We start from the raw sequence: 20,644 nt of genomic DNA, 5'->3' as shown, positions 1-20,644 counted from the left end.
TGCCATACCTGCCTGAAAAAGGCTTAGAATTTTATTTTTTCTTAAACGGAGACAAAAAAATGCTTCCGCTGACCTGTCTTAGATCAGCGGAAGCACTTTTTTACACTCTTTTTCCTGATAGCTACATATCCCCCAAAACGATATAAAACACCCGCACCGGCCCGTGCACGCCGACGACGAGACGCAGCTCGATGTCGGCGGAATTGCTCGGCCCGGAGATGAAATTGACGCAGGAAGGAAATGTATCCCCTGCCTCGCTAAAAGCGCGGAGCCTTCGTGCAGCCTGTGTCATCCGTGGAACGAGGCTGCTTTTCGGTACGATCGCAATGTAGTTTTCCGGGAGGAGGCTGACCGCTCTGCCGCGGCCTTCATTCCGAAGCAGCACGATGGTTCCGGAGTCAGCGAGCGTCATATCGGCCACCGACACGCCGATATTCGCTGTTCTTGCCTTCTGCATGCTCCCCTCGCCGTCCTTGTCATTCCAGACATGAACCTCCGTCTTGGACGAGGAGGGCGGCATCCATGTGGATAATCCACATTCTTCGAACCGCTCATCGCGGCTGAACATGACCGGTCCGCCGCCGAGTTCATCCACAGCATGGGAGAAAACGTCCGCTGCTTCCCCGCTCGTTGTTGTGAGCACTTCGGTATGAATGTTTGCGCTGTGGCTGATCAGGACCTGCAGCAGGCTTTCCTGATCCTCTTCTGCAAGTACCTGCTTCTGCGGGCTGCGGCTCCAGGCCGGGCGTTCCACCCGCTCCGGTGTCTCCCGGCCGAGCCGCTTCGTGATGCTGTCCAGAAAGGCGTCCTGACCGCTGATGGATCCTTCCGTCATGAGGAACCGCCTCCCTTTTCCCGGTTTTTGAACCATTTTCGGAAGCTTTCGCCGCGTGATTTCGGCAGGTTTCTAATTTCCGTCCACATTTTGACCGGTCCCGGTCCGCTGCCGCGTCCATTTTTCCCTTCAGCAAACTGATCCATCACAAACGGGACCTGCTTCCCGCCCATGCGGTAGAGCATCGAATGCCCTGCACCGAAACCGAATCCTTTCATGATAATGTTTTCTACGGTGGAACCGAGTTTTTCTTTCTCCACGATATCCTTCCGGTGTTCAATCAGCAGCTCATGCAGCGGAATCCGCACCGGGCAGGCGTCTGTGCAGGCCGCGCAGAGAGACGAGGCGTACGGCAGCTCCTTATGATCGTCGTACCCTTCCAAAAGCGGCGTGAGGACGGCGCCGATCGGTCCCGGATAGATCGATCCGTAGGAGTGCCCGCCGACATGGCGGTACACGGGACAGACGTTTATGCAGGCGGCACAGCGGATACACTGCAGCGCGCTCTGGTATTTTGTGCCGAGAATATTCGAGCGGCCGTTGTCGATGATGACGACGTGAAAGTCCTCCGGCCCGTCCCCTTCTGCTTCACGGGTCGGCGTCAGGCCGGTAACGTAGCTCGTCAGCTTCTGACCGACGGCACTCCGGCAGAGCATCGTCACCAATACGTCCAGCTCCTCCCACGTCGGTACGATCCGCTCCATGCCCATGACGGCGATCGTCGTTTTCGGCACCGTTGTCGCGAGCCGCGCGTTGCCTTCATTGGTGACAAGGGAAATGGATCCCGATTCGGCCACAGCAAAGTTACATCCGGTAATCCCGATATCAGCATCAAAAAATTCATCGCGGAGCTGCTCCCTTGCAAAGCGGGCGAGCTGCTCCGGTTCCGAGCTCTCCGTATAGCCCCGCTTGTCTGTGAACGTCTGCTGGATCTGCTCTTTATTTTTATGAAGTGCCGGCACGACGATGTGGGACGGCGGATCGTGGTCGTCCAGCTGCAGAATCCATTCGCCGAGGTCGGATTCTGTCACCGTGCAGCCGAGTTCTTCAAGCGCTTCGTTCATGCCGATTTCTTCAGACACCATCGATTTCGCTTTGACGATTTTCTTCGCTTCCTTGTCACGCGCGACCTGCTGGATATAAGCATTGGCTTCTGCCGGCGTAGAGGCAAAATGAACATGTCCGCCGCGGGCAGCGACGTTTTCTGCAAACTGCTTTAAGTAGTAATCCAGATTGTCTAGCGTGTGCTGCCGGATTTCTTCGGATAGAAGGCGCCACTCTTCCCAGTCGCCCATTTCTTCAGTCAGCACCGTTTTGCGGCCCTCGAGACGGTCCTGTGCTTCAGCAACGGCTTTCCGCATAAATGTGTTGTGGATGCCGTCGTCGACGCGTTCAAAAAAGGCATCGTTGGAGATTTTAATTCCCATGAGCCACTCCTTCCCGTGCATTCAGCACTTCGGCGATATGACGGACTTCCACCGGGTGTCCGAGCCGTTCCAGCCGGCCGCCGATATTCATGAGGCAGCCGAGATCGGCACCGATCAGCACTTCTGCGCCGGTTTCCATAATGTGCGTTACTTTGTCATCGACCATCTGCTCGGAAATCGGCAGCATCTTTACACTGAACGTGCCGCCGAATCCGCAGCACTGCTCCTTGTACGGCAGCATTTCAAACTCCAGGCCGTCGACGTGTTCCAAGAGCTGCATCGGTGCATTTTTCACACCGAGAATGCGTGTCATGTGGCACGACGTATGGTACGTCGCTTTTTTCGGAAACGATGCACCGAGATCGGTGACACCGAGGACATCCACGAGAAACTGCGAAAATTCATACGTTTTCGCTGCCACTGCCTCCGCGCGTGGCTTCCAGACGGGGTCGTCCTGTAGAAGGTGCGGATACTCCCGGAGCATTCCGGCACAGGAACCGGACGGGGTGACGATCACTTCTGCCTCTTCCAGCACCTTGATCTGATGGCGGGCAGCTTTGGACGCTTCGCGGTGATAGCCGCTGTTAAACGCAGGCTGGCCGCAGCACGTCTGCGCTTCCGGAAAGTCCACGGTACAGCCGGCACGTTCAAGAACTTCGACGACACTCTGACCGACGCGGGCGCCGTAGACGACGTCGCCGATACACGTAATAAACAGGGTGACTTTCATGCATGGTGCCTCCTTCAGCGGGCCGACAGCACATTCTGCTCCTATGGAATATCAGCCCCGGAAATATGAATGGTATGTTTAGAATACCATGTTTCTCCAGTTAATTCCTGAATCGATTCGGCTTTTTTACAGAAGCAGTGCTGGTCCGGCAGAGGGGCTGCCGCGGGTTTCGGCGGCCGGTACTCGCTGGGGTTGGGAGAGACCGCCATACCGGCGTTTGAGATCGCAACGGGAGCGGGGAAGACCGCCATGGCAGCTGCGCAGACCGCCACACGACGTGCGGATCGCCACGCAGCAGCCGAAGACCGCCATGCCGATACGGAACATCGCAACGATCACCTGTAAGATCGCCACACATGCCTCGAACACCGCCACAAAAGTGCCGGACGCTGTTGTCTTCCCCGCTTTCACACCCGCTTCCATAAACCGCGGGCCAATCCCGCCCGCCAGCTGCCCGGAGCAGAGGGGCCGCCGCGGGTTTTGGCGGCCGGTACTCGTTGGGGTTGGGGGAGATCGCCACACCGGCGTTTAAGATCGCAACGGGAGCGGGGAAGACCGCCATGGCAGCCGAAGACCGCCATGCCGATACGGAACATCGCAACGATCACCTGTAAGATCGCCACACATGCTTCGAACATCGCCACAAAAGTACTGCCTGCTGTCGTCTCCCCCGATTCACACCCGCTTCCATCAACCGCGGGCCAATCCCCGCCCGCCAGCTGCCCGGAGCAGAGGGGCCGCCGCGGAATTTTGGCGGCCGGTATCATCGAGGGTTGATCGTCTCCATGTCCCCGCTATGCAGAGATCCATCCCTCCACACAAAAAAACGAACCGCCTCCATTGCTGGAGGCGGTTCACCGTTATTCTTTCTTATTCGTTTCGGTCGTTATTGGTGTCGTCGTTTTGACGGCGCTTTTCTTTCATGCGCTGGAGCAGCTGCTCCATTTCGTCGACGATGTCTTCTTCTCCGCTCCGGTTTGCCGGCACGTTATCGTCTGCGTTTACGCGCGGATCGGCTTCCGGACGCGGCAGTTCCTGATCCGGACGGCGTTTTTCCTCCGGCACGTCCGCTTTCTCTTCCGGCAGAAGCGGCGTGTAGTACTCTTCGGTTCCGCGCTGCTCCGAGCGGGTGTCGTAGGAAGCAGCACTGGATTCGCCGCCTTCATAGGAAGACTGCTGCGCGATAATGTCGCGCTGGTAGATGAACCGGCCATCCGGTGTCATATACTTTTTGTTCATGTTCCGCGTCGTTTTATCAAAGAAGCTGTATACGACCGGAATGACAAAGAGCGTCAGGAACGTACTGCTGATGAGACCGCCGATGATGACGATACCCATCGGCTGGATCAGTTCCGTTCCTTCCCCGAATCCTGCCGCGAGCGGCACGACCCCGAGGATCGTTGTCAGCGCGGTTATCAGAATCGGACGGACACGGTCCTGAACGCCGGTTTCTATCGCTTCCGGTGTCGTATAGCCGCGCTCTTTCAGCTGGTTGATATAGTCGACCAGCACGATCGCGTTGTTCACGACGATGCCGGCGAGCACGATGATGCCGATAAACACCATGACACTCAATGGGTTCTGCGTCACTGTCAGCGACAGCATGACACCGATGATGAACAGCGGCACCGTAAACATCACGATAAACGGATATTTGAACGATTCAAACTGGGCTACCATAACGAGGTAGATGAACGTCAGTCCGAGCACGAAGGCAAGGGCAATTTCCCCAAGCACGTCATCAAGAAGCTCCTGGTCTCCGCCGACAATATACTCGGTGTTCGAGCTCAGTCCGGCATCATCCACCGCATCCTGCACCATGACGCCTGCTTCCTGCAGCGTCAGATCCGCCGCGTAGCGGACATCGACGTCCACCGTCGGCTCCTGATCGGCCCGGTTAATCGTCGGAGGCGCGCTTCCTTCCTCCGCCTCGGTCACTTCAGACAGCTCCACAAAGCCGCCCTGCTGATCCGGGATGAGAATGTTCTGGAACGCCTGCTGGCTGGAGAGCACATCGTCCGGGTAGCGCACGTTCACCGGCAGCGCATCCTCCCCTTCAAGCTCAAGCGTTCCGGCGGTGACACCGTTCGTTGCATCCAGTACCGATGCCCCGATCTGTGCAGGAGCCAGACCCTGCTCCCTCGCCGCTTCACGGTCCACCGTAAGCTGCAGCTCCGGCGACGTCGCATCAAGCGTCGTTTCCACATTGCGGAAATCATCGACATCTTCAAGCTCCGTCACAACATCGGCCACCGCTTCTTCCAGTCGGTCATTGTCTTCATCCTGGAGCGAGAACGAGAACGTATTCGGGTCCCCGCCGAAACCGGCCTGGGCAAATGCCTGCACGGTAATTTCCGCTTCCTCGTCGACCGATTCTATATCACTTTCAATTTCTTCAATGAAATTAAACGACGTTACGTCCCGGTCGGCGGCATCCACCATCGTCACGATGACTTCCGCTGTATTGGTACTGGACGTTACCCCGCCCTGGGCGGAGCTGGAGCCGATCGTACTTAAATACGATTCCACTTCATCGTAGCCGTCGATCTCGTCTTCCACAGCCGCAACGGTTTCTTCTGTGCGGGTGAGAAGCGTTCCTTCCTCATGCTCAATTTCCACAAGGAACGTCCCTTCATCCGAGTCCGGCAGAAGGTTCACACCGGTAACAGCGAGTCCGGCTGCGCCGACGCCGAGCGTGATGAGCGTAATCAGAATGACTACGAGACGGTAGCGGAGCGTCCATTTCGTTGCCCCGGCAAGCCGCTTCATGTACCACTTTTCTTTCCGGGCCGCTTCCAGATTCGACTCCGGCGTACGGAGAATCCGGCTGGCGATCATCGGTACGACCGTCACCGCTACGAACAGTGAAGCAAATAAACTGAACGATACCGTAATGGCAAGCGGTGCGAACAAGTCGCCGACAAACCCGGTGACAAACACGATCGGCAGAAAGACCGATGCGGTGGTCAATGTTGAAGCGGTGATGGCGCCGGCGACTTCCCCGGTGCCGTCCGCCGCCGCTTCACGCGGCGTTTTGCCCATCGACAGATGACGGTAGATGTTCTCGATGACGACAATGGAGTTGTCGACGAGCATCCCGATTCCGAGGGCGAGTCCCCCGATCGTCATAATGTTGAGCGTAATATCGGTAAAGAAGAACAGCGCGAATGTCGCGATGACGGAAAACGGGATCGCAATCCCGATAATGAGCGGTGTTTTCAGGTTGCGCAGAAACGCAAACAGAAGCACCATCGCGAGAATTCCCCCGCCGATCAGGGACAGCATGACGCTGCTGATTGCCTCATCGATGAATTCGCCTTCGTCGTATAATACGGCGGCGTTTAAGTCGGAGAAGTCATCCTCCTCCAGCTGGTCATCAATCTCATCGCGCAGAAGCGATGCGGTTTCCGACGTATCTGCTTCCGACTCAAACATCACATCGAGCTGAATGGAGTTGTCCTGGTTCAGGCGGGTGATGACGTCCTGATCCTCCGTCGTCTGCGCCACCTCGCCGGCATCGCTGATCGTCAGCGTCTCCCCGGTTTCGGGATCTTCCGTGACGACGAGATCCTCCAGCTCCTCAAGGGATGAGATTTCACTCAGAAGACGTGTCGTAATCGTCTCCCCTTCGTCCTCGTTAACGATCGTTCCTCCCGGAAGCGACATCTGGCTTCCTTGAATGACGTTGACGATATCCTCCTGTGTGAGATTGTTATTCTGAAGTACATCGGTGTCTAAAACGACGTCGTATACTTCATCGATCCGCCCCGATTCGTCCACGGAAGCAACACCCGGTACGCGGGAAAGCTCCTGCTGCAGGTCAGCAACATCGTCCTGGAACGCCGTTACTTCCTCGTCGGATGACGCGACCGCGAGCTGCATGCTCGGGAACATCGATGGATCGAACTGCAGAAACGCCGGCTGGCCGGCCTCATCCGGCAGTTCGGTCTGGTTAATCGTGGATATGATATCATTTTCCACATCGTCTATGGACGTGGAGTACCCGAATTCCATAATAATGATGGACGAGCCTTCCTCCGTCTGGGAGGTCAGCTGACTTAATCCGGATATGTCCGATAAATCATTTTCCAGCGGTTCGGTCACATCTGAGAGCACCTCACTCGGTCCGGCCCCCGGATAGCTCGTAACGACTGCCGCTGCAGGCGCTTCAATATCCGGAAGCAGCTGGACCGGCAGGCGTGTCAGCGACACCGAGCCGAGCAGCAGTAAAAGCGTCATAATCACAATGGTAAATTTGGGACGCCGTATCGAAAACTTCCATAATTTCATTTTTATCATCCGCTCCTTCGATCTTCTCATTACCCAACAACGTGTTGTACAATAAAAAAGGTATCACAAACTAGTTGACCCGTTCAACCAACAACCCTTCGTCCGTTGTCGGGCAGAAGCCCGCTCACGATATGTGTTCGTTTTTGTTCACAAATAGAAAGCTCTACCTGTAAAGGAGGTCGTTTTCCATGCAGCGGTCCGTACCCGAAGAAACAAAGCAGACGCTTCTCGATGCATTCTGGAAACTATACTGCGACAAACCGATTGAGAAAATCACCGTCCGTGAAGTGACGGACACGGCCGGCTTTAACCGCGGGACGTTTTATGTGTACTTTACCGACGTCTACGACGCTCTCCGCACGATTGAAGATTCCATCCTGCCGGGCGAAGAGGAAGTCGAGCGTCTGCTGGAGGACCACCGCATCGAGCAGGACTTCCAGACGAGCATGCAGGAGTTTATGCAGTTCTACGAAACGCACGGCGAAAAGTTACAGGTGCTTCTCGGACCAAACGGCGACCCGACATTCGGCGCCCGCATGAAAAAACAGGTCCGCAGCTACCTCATCCAGGCGACCCCCGAACTCCGGGACGCCGATCCAAAAACACAGCTGCAGTTCGAATACTTAATCGAGTCGGAAATCTCCTCGCGCCTCGGCGCCCTCACTCTCTGGTTCCAGCGCGGCAAGGACCTCCCGATCGAAGAGCTTCACAAACTGATTTACAATATGATTCACCAGGGGTCACTGACAACCGCCTATGAACTGCTGGAGAGAAAGGATGACCTCTCATGACGAAACCATACATCGGCATCGTGCCGCTCTACGACGAACACAAAGACAGCTACTGGATGCTCCCCGGCTACATGAAAGGCATCGAACAGGCCGGCGGTATTCCTGTCATGCTCCCGCTCACAAACGATCCGGAAACCCTCAAAGACCTCGCCGCCCGCTTCGACGGCTTTCTTTTCACCGGCGGCCACGATCTCGGCCCGGATACGTACGGCGAAGAGCCGCACCCCGAAGCCGGCACCCCATGCCCGGAGCGCGACACAATGGAAGCAGCCCTTCTCCGCCATGTGCTTGATTGGAACAAACCGGCGTTTGGTATCTGCCGCGGTCTGCAGTTTTTTCACGTCTACTTCGGCGGCACGCTCTATCAGGATCTGCCGTCGCAGCGTTTCTCTGACGTGGTGCACAAACAGAAGCCGCCGTATGATGTGCCTGTGCACACCGTCGATATTAACGAAGGATCGCCGCTTTCCGCGGTGCTCGGTACCGGACGGATCCGGGTGAACAGCTACCACCATCAGGCGGTGAAGCTCCCGGCCGCACCGCTTGAAACTGCGGCGGTTTCGCCGGATGGACTGATTGAAGCCTCCTGGCATCCGGCGTATACGTTCTGCCTTGCCGTCCAGTGGCACCCCGAGTTCAGCTGGCAGTCGGATGAACACAGCCGGAAGCTGTTTCACGCTTTCGTTCAGGCATCGTGTCCGGCTGCCTCCGCGCTGTAGCACGCTTTTTCCGCTGCCGGAATCCGCGTCTCGAGCCACTCCAGCATACGTTCGGTCGTATTTTCCCGGTCTTTGTCATCGAGCAGGCTGTGACGCCCGCCGCTGACGAGATGGATCGTTTTATCACTCGTGCCGAGCTGCTCCAACAGCTTCCTACTGCCGGAAGGCGTCGTCGCGCTGTCGGCGGTGCCGTGCAGAAGGAGCATCGGTGTCTGAATCTGCTCGTATTTTTTCCAGCTCTCATGCGTGACGTTCGCTCCGTCCGAAGCCGTCACCCAGGAAAGACCCCGGTCATGAAGCAGCGGATCGGCTTCCAGCTTCCGCCGCTCTTCCGGCACCGCTGTAAGCGAGCGGCTTACATCCTCCGGAGTCTGATTCTGCGGCAGATAAAACGTCGGAATCAGCCAGCCGAGCACCCGCGCGGCGAGCCGCTTTTTCCAACCGACACGGTAAAGAAGTGCCGGAGAGGCAAGTATAGCGCCGGCCGCACGGGATGGACGCCGGAGCAGGCTCGCAGCGGTAATGAGGCCGCCGAGTGAATGTCCGTAGAAAAAGAGCGGCAGGCCTTCTGTTTCCAGCTTCGTCCGTGCGGCGAGGTGGTCCTTCACCGAATCCCGGACACTGACGGCACCGCCCGCCCCGGGAGAGCGGCCGCATCCCCATAAATCAAAGGCGTACACGCTGATGCCCCGCTCCACGAGCTTTGGGATCAGCCGGTTGTTCTGATAAACATACCGTTCGGCGTAATCGCCCCAGCCGTGTGTCAGAAGCAGCGCCGCCCGCGGCTTTTCCGCGCGCCAGACGTAGCCTGCTACCCCGGTTCCGATATCCCAGTTTTCCGCGCCGGTGCGCGGCACCTCCTGCATCCGTTTCCTCCTCCGGCTGTCGGGCCGGAACAGCCTGGTGCCGATACGTGTATGACGGAAGCGGTACACGCCCCAGACGGCCGCAGCCGCTGCGGCTCCTCGTTTTATCCAGCTCATCTGCTTCAACACCCTTTCTGCATTCATTATACCTTCCTGTTACATTCCCTCATTCGACGAAAATGTACCGTCTATTTTTGTGAAAAAACGGTTAAGGGCGATACCGCCTGCATCTGCGGCCGTCCGCGTTCCGGCGGCCCTCTGCTTTCGAGCCGTTCGCCGTTTTGTGAGCGGAGGGCTGCGGCGGGTTCGGCCGCAGCGGTTATTTGGGGCTTGGGCTTGTCTTTCCGGCGGAGTCCAACTTCTGAGCCGGTTTGTCTCACAACGGACGCTGCTATTCCGACAACTGCCCCTGCCAGTCTCACAACTCAGCGGTCTATTCCCGCAGCACACTGAAAAAGTCCAGCTTCTCCATGCCGCGGCAGACGGCTGAAGGAAAGACAAGCTATAGCAGCCCGACTTTTCTTCAGAAGGCGCACGGCTCCAGGCGCAGCCAACATCACAACTAGACAAAAAACGGCTGCGGACGCTCCTGTGAAGGAACCGCCGCAGCCGTTACATTGAAGGCCGGATTGGTTCCAGCCTCCGTTATCCATTTAAACACTCGGGTTTTCTGCTTTTGCATTCTCACTTGCGGTCAGGCCGAGCGTTTCGGCGTTTTCCGCTTCCAGCCGGCGGAGCAGCTCCGGATGGTCCATCAGCTTTTTGCCGTAGGACGGCACCATATCCCGGATTTTCGGCTCCCACTTCCCGATATGATCCGGGTAGCAGCGCTCGAGCACGTCGAGCATGACCTGCACGGCCGTCGATGCCCCCGGGGATGCTCCGAGAAGGGCGGCGATCGATCCGTCCTCCGACGTCACGACTTCCGTACCGAACTGAAGCGTACCTTTGCCGCCTTCTTCCGTATCCTTGATTACCTGCACGCGCTGGCCGGCAGTGACCATTTCCCAGTCCTCCGCCTTAGCATCCGGAATAAATTCCCGGAGCTCGTCCATGCGCTTCTCCTTCGACTGCAGCACCTGCTGAATCAAGTACTTCGTCAGCGGCATGTTCTTCGCCCCGGAAGCAACCATCGTAAACAGGTTATCCGGCTTGATCGACTGGAACAGATCCAGCATCGAACCGGTCTTTAAAAACTTCGGCGAGAAACCGGCGTACGGACCGAACAGAAGCGTTTTCTCTCCGCCGATATAGCGCGTATCAAGGTGCGGCACCGACATCGGCGGCGCGCCTTCCTTCGCTTTCCCGTACACTTTGGCGTGATGCTGTTCGATGATCTCCGTGTTTTTGCAGGAAAGGAAAAGCCCGCTCACTGGAAATCCGCCTTTCTGACGTCCTTCCGGAATACCCGATTTCTGCAGCAGGTGGAGGCTGCCTCCGCCTCCGCCGATAAAGACGAACGGGGCCGTATGGTACTCGATCGTCTGATCCGCTTCGTTTTTCACCTTCAGCTCCCAGAAGCCGTCTTCGGTCCGGACGACGTCTTCCACGCTCCGGTTGTACTGGACGTCCACCTTCTCTTCTTCCAGATGCGTAAACAAATCACGGGTCAGTGCGCCGAAATTGACGTCGGTTCCCGTATCAATCTTCGTTGCAGCGATCGGCTCGCGGGGTTCCCGCTTTTCCATGACGAGCGGCATCCACTGCTTCAGCGTATCCGTTTCTTCGGAGTATTCCATGCCGTCAAACAGCGGGTTTTCAATCATTTTCTCAAAACGGTTTTTCAAGAAAGTCACGTTTTTCGCCCCGTGCACCAGGCTGATATGCGGCAGCGGACGCACGAAACGCTCCGGCTCCTGCAGCAGACGCTGGTTGACGAGGTACGACCAGAACTGCGTCGATACGCGGAACTGCTCGTTCACCTTCACGGCTTTGCTGATATCGATGGAACCGTCTTCATTCTCTGTCGTATAGTTCAATTCACAGAGGGCGGCGTGGCCGGTTCCGGCATTGTTCCATTCGTTCGAGCTTTCTTCTCCGGGTTGGGAGAGCTTTTCAAACACTTTGATATTCCACTCCGGTTCCAGCTGCTTCATCAGCGTTCCGAGTGTGGCACTCATGATTCCGGCACCAATTAAAATCACGTCTGTTGTCGGTTGGTTTCTACTCATGATCCCTCGATTACACCCCTAAACTCACGGAAACGATACCCCCTGCACCGCCTCCGGATCTATTTGTCGTTTTCATGATTATATCATTGTTCACTATCGAACAACATAAATCCTGCACTATATATTATAGTGCCCGGGGCATGAAAACGCAATCAGACGTCCTACGTCGGTGCCGGAAAACTCAGCGCCCCATCCAGCCGCCGTCGACTGTCAGCACGTGCCCGTGGATGAAATCCGCTGCTTCCGATGCGAGGAAAACGACCGGCCCTTTGAAATCTTCCGGCTGTCCCCAGCGCCCGGCCGGGATCCGCTCCATGATCTGGCGGCTTCTCACCGGATCCTCGATGAGCGCTTCGTTCATATCCGTGGCCACATATCCCGGGGCAACGGCGTTCACGTTGACTCCTTTGGACGCCCATTCGTTGGCAAGCGCCTTCGTCAGCTGGGCGACAGCTCCTTTCGCCGAAGCATACGCCGGAATAAACAGTCCGCCCTGAAACGACTGAAGCGAGGCGATGCTGATGATGCTGCCGCTTCCCTGTTCTGTCATGACGCGGCCGGCCGCCTGACTTAACAGCCACACCGCTTTCAGCTGAATGTTCATGACGAGCTCCCAGTCCTCCTCCGGGAAATCGACGGCGGGATGCCGCTTTTGAATGCCGGCATTGTTGACGAGAATATCGATCGTTCCAAACCGGTCGACCACTTCCGGAATGACCGCTTTAACCGCGTCGCTGTCCTGCAGGTCGCACTGAATGACGTGGCACGTCCGTCCGAACGATTCGACCGCTTTTTTCGTCTCCTCCGCGCCGGAACGCTGCACGAGTACGACGTCCGCTCCTGCTTCGGCAAGTCCTTCGGCTGCTGCTTTACCGATCCCCCGCGCGGCTCCTGTAACTACGGCCGTTTTCTGAGAAAGGGAAAAATTAGTCATCTGCATCTCCTCCTGGTTTTGTTGTCGTTGATACGCTCTTTTCCACGGCGCGCCGCGTATCGGCGAAATGATCCTGAAGGCAGTCCGATACCGCTTCTGCATCCTGCCGGCGGAGCGCCTCGTAAATATCCACGTGCGTCTGCATCAAGTAAGCCTCAAAGCCGCTTTCCTCCTCAAAACGACGTACCGTCGCAATGATCATCGCTGTGAGAATAAGCCGGCGCATGCCCTCCCACACCGTCCGCAGCCGGTGGTGGCCGCTTGCATGAATGATGGCTTCGTGAAACGCCATATCTTCAAAGGCAAAAGCCACTCCGTCCAGACGGTTCAACGCGAGCCGCATCTGTTCAATATGGTAGGAAAGCGACGCCAGAAGCGACGGATCGCCTTTTTCCGCGCACCGCTCCACCGCAAACCGCTCGGCAAGCAGGCGGATGTCATTTAATTCCTCCACGTCCGTTTCCGTCATGCCGCTGACGACGGCGCCGAGGCGCTCGAGGGAGACAAGCCCTTCCGCTTTTAAAATGCGGAGCGCCTCCCGCGCCGGCGAACGGCTGACGCCGCAGGCCGAGGCAATGCTGTTTTCCGACAGCACCTCCCCGGGTCCGCGGATACCGGCGATAATCTCGTAACGAAGCTGCGCAGCTGCCTGCTCTCCTTTTGAGCCGGGAGCGACGCGCGTAACCGGAAATTCCATTCGTGCACCTCCTTTATGTATACGTTGTATACAACGTATGGTAGTTTCATTCTACACAGACAGCAGGGAAAATGAAAGCCATTTATTAAAAAGACAATCTGAACCTCCTAAAACCGCTCCAGGGTCTTCACCACTTCTGCAAAGCGCCCCGGCCAGATCGTTTCTCCATACAGCTCCTTCAGTTTCTCTGCAGAAACCGGGCCTTCGCCGAGCGTACTGTGACCGTCCTGCACAACGACGACGTCAAATCCGCGCTCAAATGCGCTTTTACACGTCGCATCGACGCAGTATTCGGTCTGAAGCCCGCAGAGCACCACCCTCGTCGCGCCGAGCCGTTCGAGTTCTTCCTGCAGATTCGTCTGGTAAAATGCACTGTTATGCGTTTTCTCAATGACCGTATCCGCTTCTTCCGGCGATATGCTACGGTAAAATTCCCAGGCAGCGCTCTCCGGCTCGAGCAGGCCTCCCGGCTCATCGGCATGCCGGACGAATACAATCGGCACCTGCTGCTGACGTGCCTGCTCGATCAGCCCGCTTACGGTCTGCAGAACGCGGTCTTTTTCATAGGGCCCTGCCTGTACAAGGCCTTCCTGTACATCGATCACGATAAGCGCACTGTTCATTTCCATCCCCTCCTCCCTCTACTTTCTTGCTTTTCCCTCCCGATTCCTGTTTCACGTAAAACGACCTCTGCTATACTACTAAAAGAAAAGGAGGCAGCGGCATGAGACCGAATTTATTTGATTACGCCGGCAGCGAACTGTCGCAGGACGCGTTTTTCTGCTGGCTGTTCGCCCATCTGGAGAAAGACACTCCCGGCCCGGCGGCGGATATTTCCCGGGAAATACTCACATATATTCATGAGCGGGCAGAAGTACTGTACCGCACGACACTCCCAAACCTTGCCGCCTCCTTCGTTACCGTCGAGCGCCAGGTGCTGCAAATCGATATTCTTCTGACGTGCACGTGCCCGGACACCGGCAGAAAAACCGCCGTCATTCTCGAAGATAAAACGGAAAGCGGGGAAAGCCGGCCACACCAGCCGGAATACTACGCCCGCCGCCTGGAAGGAAAGCGCCGGTTCGACCACGTCATCCCTGTACTTTTAAAAACCGGATTCACCACGAAATCCGACGAAGAGAACTACGCTTTACGCGGCGTCGTTTTCATCGGGCGACATGCCCTCGATTCGTTTTTCCAGAAGCACGAAAAGTCCGTTGAAAAAGACGTTATTCTCTCCGACTGGCGGGGAATGTTTCAAAGACGGTATCTCCATCCGGCTGATGCCGCCGAAACATGGACACCGCACCCTGAAGACACCCTGCCGGACGTACTGGAAGAGGGAAAAGCCTTTCCCCCGGAGCTTTTCTTCACAAGGCTCACCGAAGCATTGTTTCCTGAGCCGATCGCGAGCCTCACCATGAAAACGCACCGCCGGCAGGGCGCAGGACATGCCGACTGGCACCTCGAATGGAAGCGGCCCTCATGGATCAGCCGGGTCAACGGCTTTTCCGTGCGCATCTACTTCATCTGGGACGGACGCCGGTGCAGCCTCGTCGTGAAAACGGCGCCGCACCCCTACCGGTCCAAAAAGCGCCTCCGCGATGAGGAGCAGGCCGCCTATGAAGCGGTCCGCAGCCATGTGCAGCAGGAACTGGATCTTCCACCCGGATGGAAGCGGACGAATCACTTTCTGCAGACCGCCCGTTTCAAGGAGTTAAATGAGCATACGATCCACCATCTTCAGCAGGTACTGCCGCAGCACATCCGGCAGATTGCAGCTTCCATCGATCAGGCACTTCCTATCTAAACGGGACGTGCGGAGTCCCTCGTTCCATGTTAGGATAGGAATTAGCGTGACCATTACATTTAAAGGAGTGGAGAACATGAACCAACAGCATTTTGACAAGATGAAAAACGGAAACGGATTTATCGCAGCGCTGGACCAGTCCGGCGGAAGCACGCCGAAGGCTCTTGCCGCATACGGCGTTCCGGAGGATTCCTATTCAGGCGAAGACGAAATGTTCAAGCTGGTCCATGACATGCGGACGCGCATCATTACGTCTCCTGCATTCAACTCCGACAAAATTCTCGGCGCCATCCTGTTTGAGCAGACGATGGACAGAGAAATTAAAGGTCAGTATACGGCGGATTACCTCGCAGAGAAAGGCATCGTCCCTTTCCTTAAAATCGACAAAGGCCTCGCCGACAAGGAAAACGGCGTCCAGCTGATGAAGCCGATCCACGATCTCGACGACACGCTCCGCCGTGCCAACGAGCGGAACATTTTCGGAACGAAAGAGCGCTCTGTTATCCACGAGCCGAACGAAAAAGGCGTTCAGGATGTCGTCAAGCAGCAGTTTGAGGTAGCGGAAAAAGTGATGGATGCCGGTCTTGTACCGATCATCGAGCCGGAAGTCGACATTAACAGCTCCGACAAGGAAAAATCGGAAGCGATGCTTCTCGGCGAAATCCACAAGCACCTCGACGGACTCCGGGACGATCAGAACGTGATGCTCAAGCTTACGATTCCGACGAAGGCGGATACGTACAAGCCGCTCGTCGACCATCCGCGCGTCGTGCGTGTCGTTGCCCTCTCCGGCGGCTACTCCCGCGATGATGCCAACGAGAAGCTGAAGGAAAACCACGGCCTGATCGCAAGCTTCTCCCGTGCGCTCGTCACCGACGTCAGCGCCGATCAGTCCGACGAAGCGTTCGACAAAACGCTCCAGGAAGCCGTCGATTCTATCTACGACGCCTCCGTCAACAAGAAATAACTCCGTTTCTGCCGCTGGAAGCCCGCCCTGCTTCCAGCGGTTTTTTTGAAGTAGTGGACGTTTTTGGAAAGACGTGAACCTTTTTTCTAAGAAGCGGACGTTTGGAGGGGGCGAGCGATACATTTTTGAAAAAGTGGACGCCGGCGCCCCCGCTGCGGACGCAGCATCCGGTTTTACGAACGTATGGCGGCGGGTTATGATACATTCCCCCTCCGGAAGTGAACGTTTTCCGATCGGCTGTATGGTGATCCAGGCCAGCGGTTCTTTCCCCCAGTCCGTTTGACATCCTTCCTGAACAGGAGTACATTCAAATCAATCCAACGGCAGTCGGTAACGAAAGGCAGGAATCGAATCATGGCAAAACGGCACCGGAAACAAAAACAGAAACGGCAGTTTGCAGTCATCGGACTCGGCAGATTCGGCGGCAGTGTGTGCCGGGAGCTTCACTCGATGGGGCACGAGGTCATGGCGATCGATATGAATCGGGAAAAAGTGGAAGAGTACCGCCCCTTCTCCACCCACGCGATGCAGGCGGACAGTACAGACGAGCGCTCACTCCACAGTATCGGCATCCGCAACTTCGAGCACGTCGTCGTCGCGATCGGCGACAACATCCAGGCGAGTATTTTAACGACGCTCGTCTTAAAGGATGAAGGGGTGCCGCACGTCTGGGCCAAAGCGCAGAACCATTACCACCAGAAAGTACTCGACAAAATCGGTGCCGACGTCGTCGTCCACCCCGAATTTGATATGGGAAAGCGGATCGCCCACAATATCGTCTCCGACAAGGTCATTGATTTCATCGACCTATCGGATGACTACAGCATGATCGAGCTCCGGGCAACGAGCGCCGTGGACGGGGAAACGCTGAACACGCTCCATCTCCGCGCAGATTACGGCATTACGCTCATCGCCATCAAGGACGGACAGCATATGAACGTCTCCCCCGGTCCGGATGAGCCGATCCGCGAAGGCAATATTCTTCTTGTCATCGGCCATAACAATGACCTGGAGCGGTTTGAAGAGAAGGTGCTTTAACGAAGAGGAGGAGATCCGATGAAAGCAGTGGAAATGAACGCATTCGGCAGCCCCGACGTCCTGCACCTGTCAGAAAGAGAAACCCCATCCCCCGGTCCGGACGACGTTCTCATCCAGAACGCCGCGTCGTCCGTCACATTCGGCGATGTCTACGCCCGCCGCTTTCATAAAGTGACGCCGGCGACGTTTACGATGCCGCTGCCGCTTCTTCTCCCGGCGAAATTGATGATGGGCTGGAGGAAGCCGAAGGTGTCGATTCTCGGAAGCACGTTTTCCGGCATTGTCCATTCCACCGGCAGCAATGTCACCCGCTTTTCCCCCGGAGATGAAGTGTTCGGCTATACCGGCCAGCAGTTCGGGGGTTATGCGGAGTTCATCTGCCTGAAAGAAACCGGCGTTCTCGCCAAAAAGCCGCAGCGTCTGTCGTTTGCAGAAGCCGCTTCGCTTCCGTACGGCTTTCTGATGGCGTACAGCCTGCTGAAAAAAGCGAAGCTCCGCCGCGGCGAATCGGTGCTCATTATCGGCGCATCGGGCAGTATCGGCTCGGCGATGGTCCAGCTTGCCGGGGAAGAATTCGGCGCGGAGGTTTCCGGTGTGGCACGACATGAAGGAACGGCTTTTGTCCGCTCGCTCGGTGCGGCGGACGCCTACGACAGTGACGTGCATGTTTCCGGCGAATGGGGCGCCGGCTACGACTTGATCGTCGATATTCCGAACGTTCTCCCCTTCTTTATGGCCAAGCCGCTTCTCACGTCCAATGGCCGGATGATGAAAGTGAGCTTTACCGGCAGACAGGTGATCGAGAGCCTGAAAACGCTGCGGCGCCGCCCGCGCCTTCTGACACGGCTCGCTTCCGAATCCGCAGGATCCCTGGAAAAAATTGCCTCGATGGCCGAAGCCGGGACGATCGCCCCCCGGATCGACCGGGTCTTTCCGCTCGACGGAGCAGCCGACGCTCATACGTACGTGGAATCGACCGCTCATCAAGGGGCCGTTATACTGGAGATTCAGGATCTTGCCGGCACCGCCGTTCCCCCTGTTTCCGGACCGCCCTCGGTGACAGACCGCGCCAACAGCCCGGATGCGTAAACGCTGCTCCGGCAGCGCAGGTAATAAATCAACTTTTTTTGATATAAACTATTGCGCATTCATTTCGGATGTCGTATAGTGATGATAACATCAAAAAAAGTTGATCCAACGACTGGAGGAATACAGATGAGCCTGCCCGGGAAAGATACCACTTCTCTGCCCGACCTTGAAACATACGAGAAGAAATTCAAAGCCCTCGCCGATCAGAAGCGCCTTCACCTGCTCCACCTTCTCTGTAACGACGGACCGATGTGCGTCTGTGATATCGCCGAATACATTCACCTGCCGCAGTCCAAGCTGTCGTACCATTTAAAAATTTTATATGACGCCGGACTGCTGGACCGCGAACAGCGCGGCACGTGGAACTACTACCGGATCCGGAATGAAGCGATGAACCACCTTCTTTCCGACGAACTGTGCTGCCTCTTCCGGGAAAAAGGATAGCCGCTGCCCGGGCCTGATCCAGGCAGCAGCTCTTTTTTTCATCCATACATCAAATTTATTTGATTTAATAAAGGAGGATGTTCCATGACAGCAGCGATTCATACTTTTTTCATGCTGATGCTGCAGCTGACCGTGCTGTTTTTTGCGTTTTCGTTTCTGCTTCACCTGCTGCAGGTGTTTATACCGTACGAGGCCCTGGAGCGCCGGCTGCGGCGGGCTCCCGCTTTCGCCGGCGGGCTGCTTGCTTTGTTTCTCGCCTTTATTACCCCGTTCTGCTCGTGCTCGACGATTCCGCTCGTCGTACAGCTGCTGCAGAAAAACATCCGTTTCGGTGTGGTGATGGTCTTTTTGTTCGCTTCGCCGCTTCTCGATCCGACGATTTTTTCCGTCATGGCTGTCTTTCTCGGCTGGGAAACGGCCGTCCTTTATATGATTATCACCGCTGCGTTTTCGCTCGGCATGGGTTTACTTCTGGAAGCACTCGGCATGGAGCGGACCGTGAAGCAGGTTGTCATGAGTGGATACCACTCGGAGAAAAAGACGTTCTCCTGGCGTCGGGCGTGGGAGGAGACGTGGGTATTGATGAAAACCGTCTTTCCGTACCTGACGCTCGGTGCCGCTGTCGGTGCCGTCATCCACGGTCTGGTCCCCGCCTCGTTTATCAGCACACACCTCGGCGGCGACGCCTGGTGGCTCATTCCTGCCGCTGCGGTGATCGGCCTGCCGCTTTACATCCGCGTATCCAGCATGATTCCCATTTCACAGATGTTTATTGCCGGCGGCATGGCAGCAGGACCGGTAATGGCGATGCTGATCAGCTCCGCCGGGGCCAGTCTTCCGGAACTCGTGCTGATGAAAACGATTTTTAAATCGGAAATGATCGCTGTCTTTGTACTGTCCGTTCTGACAATGTCGACCGTCTCCGGGTTTTTGTTTTATCTTTTTTAGGAGGTGTTTTTCATGTGGTCCAATGTATTCGGGCGGAAGCCGGAAAAAAAAACTGCTGCCAGGTGGAGATACGGGAGAAACAGGAGGTGGAAATGGATGAGAGACGCGGAAAGCCGGATGGAGAAACGGCGGACGACGAGCCGCCGTCCCGCTGATGTCAGACGTCGTTTTCTTTGGAGTGGATGATGCGCCGTACGAGTGCGGCGAGGGCGCTGAAGCCGATGATGGCGGCGATGATCCAGAAGATGACCTGGAGGGAGTCGTTGGCGTAGGCGCCGAAGTAGGCGTACATGAAGGTGCCGGGCGTCTGGCCGATGGCGGTGCCTATGAGGTAGGGAGTGATCCGGATGGCGGTGAATCCGGCGGCGTAGCTTGCGATGCCGTAGGAGGTAATCGGGACGACGCGGCTCAGCATGACGGCGTAGATGCCGTGGCGTTTGACGAAGGTATCCATCCAGTCGAGTGCTGCGGCGGGGACGATTTTCTCAATGACGGGCCGGCCGAGAAGCTGTGCCAGGTAGTAACAGAGCACGGCGCCGATCAGGGCGCTGGCCCACGACAGGAGGCCGCCCCACCAGAGTCCGTAGATCATGCCGTTCGCAAAGGTGACGAGAAAAGTTGGGATCGGTGCGATGAGGACGGCGATCGTCATAAGAATCGTCGAGACGACGGGCGTCCACCAGCCGAAGGAGCGCAGATAGCTGCTGATGGCTTCGGTGTCGCCGCTGGAAAGCTCCCGGACCGCTTCGGTTGTGAAGCTGCGTACGGATGGGAGGAGCATCAGAAGGCCTGCTGCTATGGTGATAACAAGAAAATAACGGTATTTTTTCGGCATAACAAGACGTCCTTCTTTCCTCAGTGAAAATCATCGGTAATTGTTCGCCGCTT

Annotated in this window: 19 protein-coding genes; 9 read left to right on the top strand and 10 right to left on the bottom strand. The window is 56.6% G+C overall.

What is annotated here, in order from left to right; genetic code table 11:
* Positions 1-121: 121 nt before the first annotated feature.
* The 4 genes from C6I21_RS04070 to C6I21_RS04045 form a co-directional block, all read right to left on the bottom strand.
* The gene (locus C6I21_RS04070) at positions 122-835 is read right to left on the bottom strand and encodes a LutC/YkgG family protein (protein ID WP_105958167.1); all 714 of its coding nucleotides are present in this window, start codon (positions 833-835) and stop codon (positions 122-124) included.
* Positions 832-2,262 (bottom strand): LutB/LldF family L-lactate oxidation iron-sulfur protein, encoded by a 1,431-nt coding sequence (locus tag C6I21_RS04065; RefSeq protein ID WP_105958166.1) that lies wholly within the window; start codon positions 2,260-2,262, stop codon positions 832-834. The genes C6I21_RS04070 and C6I21_RS04065 overlap by 4 nt, the downstream gene beginning before the upstream one ends.
* Positions 2,252-2,992 (bottom strand): (Fe-S)-binding protein, encoded by a 741-nt coding sequence (locus C6I21_RS04060; protein WP_105958165.1) that lies wholly within the window; start codon positions 2,990-2,992, stop codon positions 2,252-2,254. Before C6I21_RS04060 ends, C6I21_RS04065 begins: the two co-directional genes overlap by 11 nt.
* 870 nt (positions 2,993-3,862) lie before the next feature.
* Positions 3,863-7,282, bottom strand: a complete 3,420-nt coding sequence (locus C6I21_RS04045) for an efflux RND transporter permease subunit (RefSeq protein WP_105958162.1) — start codon at positions 7,280-7,282, stop codon at positions 3,863-3,865.
* Positions 7,283-7,470: 188 nt separating this feature from the next.
* Between C6I21_RS04045 and C6I21_RS04040 the strand changes: the two genes are divergently transcribed.
* Together C6I21_RS04040 and C6I21_RS04035 are read left to right on the top strand one after the other, a co-directional pair.
* Positions 7,471-8,073: a TetR/AcrR family transcriptional regulator gene (locus tag C6I21_RS04040; RefSeq protein WP_105958161.1), complete on the top strand. Its 603-nt coding sequence runs from the start codon at positions 7,471-7,473 to the stop codon at positions 8,071-8,073.
* Complete coding sequence (locus C6I21_RS04035; RefSeq protein WP_105958160.1) at positions 8,070-8,792, top strand: gamma-glutamyl-gamma-aminobutyrate hydrolase family protein; 723 nt, start codon at positions 8,070-8,072, stop codon at positions 8,790-8,792. Before C6I21_RS04040 ends, C6I21_RS04035 begins: the two co-directional genes overlap by 4 nt.
* Here the strand turns inward: C6I21_RS04035 and C6I21_RS04030 are convergent.
* The 5 genes from C6I21_RS04030 to C6I21_RS04010 form a co-directional block, all read right to left on the bottom strand.
* Positions 8,759-9,775, bottom strand: a complete 1,017-nt coding sequence (locus tag C6I21_RS04030; protein WP_181186079.1) for an alpha/beta hydrolase — start codon at positions 9,773-9,775, stop codon at positions 8,759-8,761. The two genes, C6I21_RS04035 and C6I21_RS04030, sit on opposite strands and share 34 nt — an antisense overlap.
* A gap of 536 nt (positions 9,776-10,311) precedes the next feature.
* On the bottom strand, positions 10,312-11,829 hold the full coding sequence (gene mqo, locus C6I21_RS04025) for a malate dehydrogenase (quinone) (RefSeq protein WP_105958158.1): 1,518 nt from the start codon (positions 11,827-11,829) through the stop codon (positions 10,312-10,314).
* Between the two features lie 181 nt (positions 11,830-12,010).
* Positions 12,011-12,769, bottom strand: a complete 759-nt coding sequence (locus C6I21_RS04020; RefSeq protein ID WP_105958157.1) for a glucose 1-dehydrogenase — start codon at positions 12,767-12,769, stop codon at positions 12,011-12,013.
* Positions 12,756-13,460, bottom strand: a complete 705-nt coding sequence (locus C6I21_RS04015; protein WP_105958156.1) for a GntR family transcriptional regulator — start codon at positions 13,458-13,460, stop codon at positions 12,756-12,758. Before C6I21_RS04015 ends, C6I21_RS04020 begins: the two co-directional genes overlap by 14 nt.
* Positions 13,461-13,567: 107 nt before the next feature.
* Positions 13,568-14,083 carry a cysteine hydrolase family protein gene (locus tag C6I21_RS04010; protein ID WP_181186078.1) on the bottom strand — a complete coding sequence of 172 codons (516 nt, stop codon included), beginning with the start codon at positions 14,081-14,083 and terminating at the stop codon, positions 13,568-13,570.
* A 101-nt stretch (positions 14,084-14,184) separates the two neighbouring features.
* On the opposite strand from C6I21_RS04010, the gene C6I21_RS04005 reads away from it, so the two are divergent.
* The 7 genes from C6I21_RS04005 (at position 14,185) to C6I21_RS16340 (ending at position 19,911) form a co-directional block, all read left to right on the top strand.
* Positions 14,185-15,270 (top strand): hypothetical protein, encoded by a 1,086-nt coding sequence (locus C6I21_RS04005; protein ID WP_105958154.1) that lies wholly within the window; start codon positions 14,185-14,187, stop codon positions 15,268-15,270.
* Positions 15,271-15,346: 76 nt separating this feature from the next.
* Entirely contained in the window at positions 15,347-16,237 is an 891-nt protein-coding gene (locus tag C6I21_RS04000) for a fructose bisphosphate aldolase (RefSeq protein ID WP_105958153.1), read from the top strand.
* Positions 16,238-16,591: 354 nt separating this feature from the next.
* Positions 16,592-17,275, top strand: coding sequence for a potassium channel family protein (locus tag C6I21_RS03995; protein WP_105958152.1), 684 nt, complete (start codon positions 16,592-16,594; stop codon positions 17,273-17,275).
* 18 nt (positions 17,276-17,293) lie between these two features.
* On the top strand, positions 17,294-18,364 hold the full coding sequence (locus C6I21_RS03990; protein WP_105958151.1) for a quinone oxidoreductase family protein: 1,071 nt from the start codon (positions 17,294-17,296) through the stop codon (positions 18,362-18,364).
* Positions 18,365-18,445: 81 nt separating this feature from the next.
* Positions 18,446-18,808, top strand: coding sequence for an ArsR/SmtB family transcription factor (locus C6I21_RS03985; RefSeq protein ID WP_425352471.1), 363 nt, complete (start codon positions 18,446-18,448; stop codon positions 18,806-18,808).
* Between the two features lie 84 nt (positions 18,809-18,892).
* The gene (locus C6I21_RS03980; RefSeq protein WP_105958149.1) at positions 18,893-19,756 is read left to right on the top strand and encodes a permease; all 864 of its coding nucleotides are present in this window, start codon (positions 18,893-18,895) and stop codon (positions 19,754-19,756) included.
* A gap of 14 nt (positions 19,757-19,770) precedes the next feature.
* The gene (locus C6I21_RS16340) at positions 19,771-19,911 is read left to right on the top strand and encodes a hypothetical protein (RefSeq protein ID WP_181186077.1); all 141 of its coding nucleotides are present in this window, start codon (positions 19,771-19,773) and stop codon (positions 19,909-19,911) included.
* Between the two features lie 2 nt (positions 19,912-19,913).
* On the opposite strand, the gene C6I21_RS03975 is transcribed toward C6I21_RS16340, so the two are convergent.
* Complete coding sequence (locus C6I21_RS03975; protein ID WP_105958148.1) at positions 19,914-20,591, bottom strand: TVP38/TMEM64 family protein; 678 nt, start codon at positions 20,589-20,591, stop codon at positions 19,914-19,916.
* Between the last annotated feature and the right edge of the window lie 53 nt (positions 20,592-20,644).

This window comes from Alkalicoccus urumqiensis, from assembly GCF_002993335.1.
Classification (GTDB): Bacteria; Bacillota; Bacilli; order Bacillales; family Salisediminibacteriaceae; genus Alkalicoccus; species Alkalicoccus urumqiensis.
The sequence above is the reverse complement of the archived record's forward strand: the minus strand, read 5'-3'. Positions and strand labels throughout refer to the sequence as shown.

Bases quoted from the DNA above. Each gene is read 5' to 3' on its own strand.
- C6I21_RS04030 (WP_181186079.1), bottom strand. From the start codon at position 9,775: ATGAGCTGGATAAAACGAGGAGCCGCAGCGGCTGCGGCCGTCTGGGGC.
- C6I21_RS03975 (WP_105958148.1), bottom strand. From the start codon at position 20,591: ATGCCGAAAAAATACCGTTATTTTCTTGTTATCACCATAGCAGCAGGC.
- C6I21_RS04020 (WP_105958157.1), bottom strand. From the start codon at position 12,769: ATGCAGATGACTAATTTTTCCCTTTCTCAGAAAACGGCCGTAGTTACA.
- C6I21_RS03980 (WP_105958149.1), top strand. From the start codon at position 18,893: ATGACAGCAGCGATTCATACTTTTTTCATGCTGATGCTGCAGCTGACC.
- C6I21_RS04015 (WP_105958156.1), bottom strand. From the start codon at position 13,460: ATGGAATTTCCGGTTACGCGCGTCGCTCCCGGCTCAAAAGGAGAGCAG.
- C6I21_RS04060 (WP_105958165.1), bottom strand. From the start codon at position 2,992: ATGAAAGTCACCCTGTTTATTACGTGTATCGGCGACGTCGTCTACGGC.
- C6I21_RS03990 (WP_105958151.1), top strand. From the start codon at position 17,294: ATGAAAGCAGTGGAAATGAACGCATTCGGCAGCCCCGACGTCCTGCAC.
- C6I21_RS04005 (WP_105958154.1), top strand. From the start codon at position 14,185: ATGAGACCGAATTTATTTGATTACGCCGGCAGCGAACTGTCGCAGGAC.
- C6I21_RS04040 (WP_105958161.1), top strand. From the start codon at position 7,471: ATGCAGCGGTCCGTACCCGAAGAAACAAAGCAGACGCTTCTCGATGCA.
- C6I21_RS04010 (WP_181186078.1), bottom strand. From the start codon at position 14,083: ATGAACAGTGCGCTTATCGTGATCGATGTACAGGAAGGCCTTGTACAG.
- mqo (WP_105958158.1), bottom strand. From the start codon at position 11,829: ATGAGTAGAAACCAACCGACAACAGACGTGATTTTAATTGGTGCCGGA.
- C6I21_RS04065 (WP_105958166.1), bottom strand. From the start codon at position 2,262: ATGGGAATTAAAATCTCCAACGATGCCTTTTTTGAACGCGTCGACGAC.
- C6I21_RS04045 (WP_105958162.1), bottom strand. From the start codon at position 7,282: ATGAAATTATGGAAGTTTTCGATACGGCGTCCCAAATTTACCATTGTG.
- C6I21_RS03995 (WP_105958152.1), top strand. From the start codon at position 16,592: ATGGCAAAACGGCACCGGAAACAAAAACAGAAACGGCAGTTTGCAGTC.
- C6I21_RS04035 (WP_105958160.1), top strand. From the start codon at position 8,070: ATGACGAAACCATACATCGGCATCGTGCCGCTCTACGACGAACACAAA.
- C6I21_RS04070 (WP_105958167.1), bottom strand. From the start codon at position 835: ATGACGGAAGGATCCATCAGCGGTCAGGACGCCTTTCTGGACAGCATC.
- C6I21_RS04000 (WP_105958153.1), top strand. From the start codon at position 15,347: ATGAACCAACAGCATTTTGACAAGATGAAAAACGGAAACGGATTTATC.
- C6I21_RS03985 (WP_425352471.1), top strand. From the start codon at position 18,446: ATGATAACATCAAAAAAAGTTGATCCAACGACTGGAGGAATACAGATG.